General features: G+C 33.3%; 3 protein-coding genes. All 3 read left to right on the top strand.

What is annotated here, in order from left to right:
• Window positions 1–674 precede the first annotated feature (674 nt).
• Window positions 675–1,886, top strand: a complete 1,212-nt coding sequence (locus TJ68_RS02955; protein WP_040928652.1) for a DegT/DnrJ/EryC1/StrS family aminotransferase — start codon at window positions 675–677, stop codon at window positions 1,884–1,886.
• Window positions 1,887–1,908: 22 nt separating this feature from the next.
• Entirely contained in the window at window positions 1,909–2,217 is a 309-nt protein-coding gene (locus tag TJ68_RS02950) for a hypothetical protein (protein ID WP_040928651.1), read from the top strand.
• Between the two features lie 46 nt (window positions 2,218–2,263).
• Window positions 2,264–2,558 (top strand): formyltransferase family protein (locus TJ68_RS02945; protein WP_040928650.1); only part of this gene is annotated, 295 nt, incomplete at its 3' end.

The raw sequence follows: 2,558 nt of genomic DNA, 5'->3' as shown, positions 1-2,558 counted from the left end.
TATCGTTTTATTGACCAATACAATATATAGTTTTGGTTTTGCTAAAAACTATTAAAATATACCGTATGTAGTCTTTTATCTATATACTGTATTAATCGAAATTGCATTTTGATGATACGAGAAAGATAAAAAAATAATTTCAGAAATGTATAGTTTAAGAACGTTGATATAACAGGCTTTTGTAGTAATAATATTCTGACAAACAGACGAAAATGATTGAATCCTATCAAGGAACTGAGTATCAACATTAGATTCAATGCTGGAAGCCTTGCGGGATAAGAGTTTGAGAAGATTTTAGTGAGACTTATAGATTGATTGAATGGTATATATAATAGGAAGAAACACGGTTTAGGGTGGTTTTTTAGTGAATATCTATTTCGTATTTGTAAGGTAGATTGAATAGATATTACGAGGTGAGTATCGGAATTTGATAAGAAAACGCAATATGTAGTGTTGAAATTTGATTTTCAAAAACAAACATACTATATGTTAATTATGTTGATTTTTCCATCTATTTCTCATATTGCATGTTCAATACGAGGTGGCTATTGATAATAGATGAGTTTAGTAGGTTAGTAGTTGGTTGGAAGTATAGATTTATTGATTCCAGTTAAGTCCTAGCAAACTAAATAATAAGCTTTGATAAAAATTTGAATAAAGCGAGGCTATTTAAAATGATTGATAACGAATTAAGAAATATACCTTTTTCTCCACCAGATATTGCTGATGCGGAGATTGAAGAAGTAATAAAAGCAATGAAGTCAGGTTGGATTACAACAGGACCAAGAACTAAAGAGCTTGAGAAAAGAATAGCTGAATTCGTTGGTACAAACAAGTCTGTTTGTCTAAATTCTGCGACTGCTGCTATGGAGCTTACACTTCGTATTTTAGGTGTCGGACCTGGTGATGAAGTAATCACTTCAGCATACACATATACTGCATCTGCATCAGTTATAGAGCATGTTGGGGCTAAAATAGTATTAGTTGATACTGCACCAGACTCTTTTGAAATGGATTACTCTAAACTAGCAGATGCCATAACAGAGAAGACTAAAGTGATAATCCCAGTAGATATAGCAGGGAAGATGTGTGACTACGATTATATCTTTGATATTATAGAAAGTAAGAAAGACCTATTTAAGCCTAACAATGAACTGCAATGGTTGTTTAATAGAGTAATTGTTATGACGGATGCTGCTCATGCTTTTGGAGCGGAGAGACGAGGAATGAAATGTGGGCAAGTTGCTGATTTTACTTGCTTCTCTTTCCATGCTGTAAAGAATTTTACAACGGCTGAGGGAGGAGCTGTTGTATGGAGTAATGATCGTGGTTTAGATGATGAATGGCTTTATAATCAGTTCATGCTGTATAGCCTTCATGGTCAATCAAAAGATGCACTTGCTAAAACTCAAAAAGGTTCATGGGAATATGATATTGTTTACCCTGCTTATAAGTGTAATATGACAGATATTATGGCTAGTATTGGTTTAGTGCAGTTAGATAGATATGAAGGTTTGTTACAAAGACGGAAAGAGATTATAGAAATGTATGATCGTGCACTACTTCCGTTGGGTATTCAAAGTTTGCAGCATTACGGAGAAAATTTTACTTCGAGTGGTCATCTTTATTTAGTGAGGATACCTGGGATAAGTGAAAAAGTGAGAAATGAAATCATTGTTAGGATGGCTGAAGCTGGTGTTGCATGTAATGTTCACTATAAGCCATTGCCGATGTTTACTGCTTATAAGAATTTGGGATTTGATATTAAGGATTATCCGAATGCTTATAGGCAATATGTTAACGAAATCACGCTTCCCCTTCATACTTTGTTGAGTGATGAAGATGTAGATTATGTTATTGATATCTTGAAAAAGAACATTATATAAACGAAGACAAGTGGGTGACTTGATGAAAAAAATAGCAATACTTGGCTCTGCGAATGCTTTAAAACCGAAAATTATCATTGAAACACTTTTAGATATGAATATTTTTGAGGATAAAGAAATAGTTCTATTTACTGAAAGAGAAGAAGGTATATGTTTTGAATTATGCAGAGAAAAGGGGATTAGGTCGGTTGTTTTTCAAAATGAAAGATTAGATGATAATGAAAGCCTAGAATTAGCAAAAGAACAGAAAATTGACTTGCTAGTTAGTTGTGGATGGCCATATAAAATACCAAACGACTTTCTCGGAATATATAGAATTTATGCCTATTAATTGTCATGGGTCTGTATTACCAGATTACAGAGGTAACAGAGCATACATGCATTATTGGGCAAATTGTGAAAACTTTTATGGTGCAACAATTCATTATATGAATGAAAAATTTGATGATGGAAATATCATAATTCAGGGACGGTTGAAATTATATATGGAGGAAACTCCTGAAATGTTGCATAGAAGGACAGCAGAGTTATGTGCCCATTTACTGCCTACAGCAATATATTTAGTTGAGAGTGGATATGAAGGAAAACAGGCAGATGGCTTAAAGCGTTATTTTAATAAGTTATCACCAGAAGAGTTTGAACAATATAGAAAATCTAATGAGCAACTGAATC

It is taken from the genome of Nosocomiicoccus massiliensis, assembly GCF_000438455.1.
Taxonomy (GTDB): Bacteria; Bacillota; Bacilli; order Staphylococcales; family Salinicoccaceae; genus Nosocomiicoccus; species Nosocomiicoccus massiliensis.
This window is presented reverse-complemented; position numbering and strand designations above follow the sequence as displayed.

What these genes read in the sequence shown, in the direction of transcription:
- TJ68_RS02955 (WP_040928652.1), top strand. Translation starts at nt 675, where the DNA reads ATGATTGATAACGAATTAAGAAATATACCTTTTTCTCCACCAGATATT.
- TJ68_RS02950 (WP_040928651.1), top strand. Translation starts at nt 1,909, where the DNA reads ATGAAAAAAATAGCAATACTTGGCTCTGCGAATGCTTTAAAACCGAAA.